The following is a 5,468-nucleotide window of genomic DNA, read 5'->3' as shown; positions in this document are numbered from 1 at the left end:
TTTGTAGTACCTACGCCATCATGAACTTTAAGAATGTATTTATCATCTTGACCCATGTGTGATTTTTTTATACAGCGATATGACATTTGTATCATATCCCTTATATCTCGGTTTACTTTCCTAAAGTTCTGAGTGATTAGCATAATGTCAAAACCATAGTGGCGGTGCATACTAAAAAACTCTGTTAGCTCTTTTTCAGTGCCGGTGCTGGGCATGGCCAAGTGGCACTCATCTATAAAAAAGTAAACTTTTTGGCCTTGTTCGTTTTGCCAGTTCTCGTATTGTAAGTAATGGTCTTTCTTTGAAAATGGGCGCTCACCGCCATAATTGTGAAATTCACCATCTACTATTTCAATTAAGTCTCTGCAATATTCACCGTATACGTCGCAAAACTTATCAACGTTTAAGGGTAAATTTGTTACTACTTTGCGTTTATCTTTTGTGACTGTGGGTATGATATGAGTAACAACAGCTTCATAACTTTTTCCTCCCCCTGGTTTACCTTGTATTCCATTTATCATGATTAGCTCCCTAGTCTAGTGAATGGTATAAGTTGAAGTAATATGCGAATAGTTACGGCTGTCATAATCATAGTAAGTGCTTGAGGGACACCGATAGATGACATAAACCACTGCAAACCAGAGGGGATACCTGATAAGTAAGATGTTATATCTAAAGTGTCAAAATATGAATCCATACCAGTCAATGCTAAATGTGATAGGTCTAAAAATTGCTCAAAAATCCACGTAAATAAATCTTTGTAAATTTCATGAACAGATAAAACAATGCTCCAAAGGAACTGTTTAAAATCGTTGTAAGTTGTTGCTAACCAATCCAACATATTAACCTCCAAATATAATTCTACGACAAACAAAAGCGGCAGTTATAAATATACAAATTCTTAAAAATGGCATTAAGCGCTCCCAATTTGGATCTAAAGTTTTACAGCCCAAATTAACGAGTACATCAAAACAGATTTTCATTTCTGGTGCAGAACCGCCAGAGGTAAGGCGGAATTGTTTTAAAAAAACAAACAAGCCAGTCTGTCCGATTAAATCGCTTTTTTCGTCCCAAACTCCCTGCCAACCGTTCTCATAAGATGATTCGTAAAAACTAGATGAACCCTCAGGGTTGAATGAATCGCCTATATCAGTTTCAGAAATTGAATCTAAAATACCTTTTGTGTTACCCGCGATAACATCAGTGTTTTCAGCAGTTAGTTTTGTATTTTTTTCTACACCAGTAAGTAAGCCATTTGATTTATCTTGGCCTTGCTTAATGCCCTGAATACCTGAATTAATACCGTCTAAAGTTTGATTGGTTTTTCTAATATTCCCACCAATAGAATCAAGCTCACCAATAACACTATCAAGGCGGGTATTAGTTTGAGTCATATCAGGTGTTTCAGGTGTTGGTGTTGTATTATCATCAGGGTTTTTAGGCTTGCACTTACCGTTAACACAGGTTTCATCTTTATCAGGTACGCCATTACCATTTTTATCATCGGGTATACCATCACCGTCTTTATCGTCATATGTACAAAAATAAACACCATCCATAGAACCGCAGCCATGCGGGCATTGATATTGTTGCTGGCCACTAACAATTATTGGGTTACATCCCTCGTTTGGGTCAACGTCACAAATTAAAACTTTACCTTGAGAGCCGTAGTTATAACAATTGTCGTCACCACCATCAGGAGTTGGTTCGGGTGTTGGTTTGTCACCGTAGTCATTTTCATCACCATCACATGATTTGCCAGTTGCAATGAAATTATCGTTACCTTGTTTAAATTGACATTGTTGGCCTGTAGTTGGATTGGTATAACAAGCATTTTCACCAGCTTGACCAACGCCTGATTTGTTAGGTAAAAATGAGTTATTACCAAATTCTGAACAGGGTTCAGGAATGATTGCAACTCTTAAACATAGCTGAGAATTATTTATTTCAATAGGACCTATGGTGTAAGAATCTGGGCAAGAATAAACGGTACCGTCAGTTGTTGTAAATTGACGGGTAAATGCCTTTTCATCTCTATTACAAGGTGAACCAGAACAGTCTGAAAAAGTTTCAAATTTAATGAAGTAAGTGTGAAACCTACCTGAAACATCAACACGCTCTGTTAAAATATTGACTTGAAAAAAATCAGCTGCATAAGCTTCATAATTAAAATAGTTATCAAATCCTGCTTTTGGTGATGGCCATGTAGTGCCATATGAAGAATCAACATAAAGGGTGCCTTCTTTCTCATTCGCAGAAACGTATTCGTAACCGTGATACGGGCTAGATTCATCATCAATTACAGAGTTAGCAGAAACAAAAAAAGCGCTAATAAGCGCCAGTGTATAAATTAAATATTTCATTGGCAGCTATCCCCAACCGAAATTTCGACAAACTATAAAACCAGCTAAAGCCCCTATCATCGCTATAATAGTGAGGATAAGGGCGACGATTAAGCCGCCCATAAGTAACTCCTTAAATTAAACCGCTTTAATAGCACGTTTACCTAAGATGCCACCTTTAAACGCCATTGCTACACCGACAACGATAACCATTGCACCTGTAACGAATGCTGCTACTGTTGTTAAATCTACTGCTGCGAATATATCAGCCATGATAATTTCCTTAATTTTAAAGTAATTTAATAACCTTTTTGGCGACCTTTGCTTTATAGGATAAGAAGCCAAAAAATATTATGAAGCCGAAGCCCCAAGTGAATGACCCTGCAATTTCCAGAGCCGTTATCTGAATGCTTTCAACATATGAAGCTGCTTCATGTGAGGGTACAAGAACGTAACCAGAGCACTGTTCAAGTGTTTCACTTGTAGCGGTTAATGTGCCGTCAGCATTCAAATAAATACATTGCATAACTAGCTTTTAACCTGCTTTGTTTCAGTAGGTAAGCTATGTAAGCGGAAACCTTTCCAATCCATTTGACGTGCTACGTTAGCACCTTCGTAATATTCAATATTGAGCAATACAGGCTTTAAGCCCCAGCCGTTAGGGTCAGATTGCAAATTCTCCAATTGCTGATAAGTACCATCGTTAAATTGGTCAGCAGATACCTTTACAGATAAAATTTGAGCTGGGTTTTTTGTATGAAGTTTAAATTCGCCAGTTGTAGGCAGGGGAGCGCCTTTATCATCTGTACGATTAACTTTTACTAGGTCTGTAATAGCGCCTTCAATATTCATAATTTCTCCAATAGGGTTTAGTTTTATTAATAGTTACAGTTAATGACACAAGTCCAAGCTCGCGACTTCGTCGCTCGAAATGTTGCCAGCCAGAGCTTCGTAATCCATGAATAAGCACATGTTTTGATAATCCTCAAGAACGCACGCTTCAAGGAACTGCATATCTTCATCACTAGGTGCGAATAAGCGGCCGTCATCGTACCAACCTTGTATTTGTTCAGACACACCACACATGATTTTACGTTGAGCTTTAATATCTTTTTCAGTAAGCACTTGGGTAGTACCGCGCCGAGTGATTACAACAACAGCATCCCATGCAACACCAAGAATACGATTTGCTGGTTGGTCGCCGTATTTAGTAGCAAAGTAGGGTGATTTAGATTCACTGCGGCTAACTTCGCCAGTAATTCTGTCTACAATATCGGGAACCTGGTAGTGAATGCGTAACGTTTGGTCTTTGCGTTTAACTTGTACGCCACCCATTGCAAGGCAAAATGCTTTCCAATCTGATGAATCAGCAGCTTGGCGTACCTTTTCAAGTGCGTATTTTGAAACTGTGTCTAGTGTTGTATTCATTGCGTTTGCAACCTCACATTTGCCAGTATCACCTTGGCCTAATCGTCTAAGTTCACGCCAAAGGGTGACTGATGGACCACCAATTTGCTGAAAACGTCTAATATCGAAAGTGCTTGCCCAAGTAGATGCACGTTCTGCGGCATCGGCTGGAAGTATTTTCATTTCACCCGCTTGAGAACAAATTACTTTGTCGATGCTGTCACCAGTCACGGCTTTAGTAATATATTTAGCTATGTAACCAGCAGCAGAGCCTTTACTTTTATTAATCGTAATGGCCTTAAAACGGGTGGTGCTTGTTCTAAATTCGGTTGGTGTATCTTCGGTGCAAAGTTTTCTCAGGATTGCGCGAACTTGTATTGCATCGCCTTTTTCCATGAATAAAAGCATATGCCAGTGTGGGCAACCGTCATGATGAGGTTCAACAACACGGAATCCGTAAGGGCGCAAATTTTGTTTTGAGAATAGGGCGCGGGCACGTTTCCAAATACCGTTAAAATATTCCTGCGCATCCTGAGGGGTTGAACCATCATATTTATTATTTGGTCGGCCTGTATGGTGAACTGCATGAAATCTACTTGGTGCTGATAATGTGTAGAACTCACCGCGATGGCCATGCATGTTTGCTAGTTCTTCAAAGCCACGAATGCGAACCATTAATTCAGCCGCTTGTTGTTTACCAGATGTATGCGAACGTTCAATAATTGATTGCAGTGTTTCGAACTCATCAAACGGGTTTGCATCGTTTGGAACAACATATAAATCAGACATTATTTCGGCTGATTTGCGCTTACGTTCACGGCGGTTCTGGATGGTTGGTTGTGATACATAAGCACTTGCTTTTTTATGTACGAGTCTTAAATCACGTGCTAGTTGTTCAATAGTAAACGCTTGGATTTTACGTAACTTACGACGCCAGAAAATTGGGTCAGCAAAGCGGTTTAAAATACCTGTTAAAGAGTCTGCTGCAAAGTGTGTGCAATACGGTGAAACTAGTTCAGGCTCTTGAATATCAAAGGAATTTAAGTATTTAACAAGGATGTTAAATACAGATAAAGTATAGCCGTTTTTACTTATTTTCAGCTCACAATAACGGGCTTTTTGCTCTGCAATTTCGCATATTTCATCGTCTGAACATGATAGGTTTATATAACCAAAAAGAGGATTGCCAAGCTTTAAAGCTGTATCGGCATGCTTCAATCGTCTATCTGCTTCAACTAAACCATTGAACTTTTCAGCTAAAAAGTACCCAGTACTTAGCATATGAGATAAGTTTGAATGGGTCTTAAAAACACGATTTCTAAAGGCTTTGCTATCAAAATAAAAACCTGTTGCGGGCTTATTATTAGAGTTGTGAATGCCAATATCTGAATGAAATTTATCAAAATTAGCAGTTAAATTAATAGCTGTTTTTAGCGGGAAAACTTGAGCATATTGGGCGTTAGAAAGTGAGTTCATTGGTTAGCCTTTACTTTTTTATAAATTGGAGTGCGGACTAAAATGAAGTTTAAAATTATATAAATAACAGGAAATAAAGAATAAGATAAAAAATCAAGTGCTATATCGTACTCTTGGTATGCAATGGAAAGTAAGCCAGATAATAAAAACGTAAATTGAAAAACTAGAACAAAAAAATATGTAATTTGAACTAATAATGGATTTAATGTGTTTTTAGTGGAACTCATATCCGTATTTCCTTGT

The 5,468-nt window shown here is 38.2% G+C and carries 7 protein-coding genes; all 7 read right to left on the bottom strand.

The window, feature by feature from the left end; genetic code table 11:
• Positions 1-521: zonular occludens toxin domain-containing protein (locus QL989_RS18970; RefSeq protein WP_290171692.1), on the bottom strand; the 521-nt coding region annotated here is incomplete at its 3' end.
• 2 nt (positions 522-523) lie between these two features.
• Positions 524-841, bottom strand: coding sequence for a DUF2523 family protein (locus QL989_RS18965; protein ID WP_290171690.1), 318 nt, complete (start codon positions 839-841; stop codon positions 524-526).
• Between the two features lies 1 nt (position 842).
• Entirely contained in the window at positions 843-2,363 is a 1,521-nt protein-coding gene (locus tag QL989_RS18960) for a hypothetical protein (RefSeq protein ID WP_290171688.1), read from the bottom strand.
• A 117-nt stretch (positions 2,364-2,480) separates the two neighbouring features.
• Positions 2,481-2,615 (bottom strand): hypothetical protein, encoded by a 135-nt coding sequence (locus tag QL989_RS18955; RefSeq protein WP_283957130.1) that lies wholly within the window; start codon positions 2,613-2,615, stop codon positions 2,481-2,483.
• A gap of 255 nt (positions 2,616-2,870) precedes the next feature.
• A complete protein-coding gene (locus tag QL989_RS18950; protein ID WP_290171685.1) occupies positions 2,871-3,194 on the bottom strand; it encodes a hypothetical protein in 324 nt (107 codons plus the stop codon).
• A gap of 39 nt (positions 3,195-3,233) precedes the next feature.
• A complete protein-coding gene (locus QL989_RS18945) occupies positions 3,234-5,225 on the bottom strand; it encodes a replication endonuclease (RefSeq protein WP_290171683.1) in 1,992 nt (663 codons plus the stop codon).
• Positions 5,222-5,468: hypothetical protein (locus QL989_RS18940; RefSeq protein WP_290171681.1), on the bottom strand; the 247-nt coding region annotated here is incomplete at its 5' end. The genes QL989_RS18940 and QL989_RS18945, both read right to left, overlap by 4 nt.

It is taken from the genome of Pseudoalteromonas sp. APC 3224 (assembly GCF_030407535.1).
GTDB lineage: Bacteria > Pseudomonadota > Gammaproteobacteria > Enterobacterales > Alteromonadaceae > Pseudoalteromonas.
This window is presented reverse-complemented; position numbering and strand designations above follow the sequence as displayed.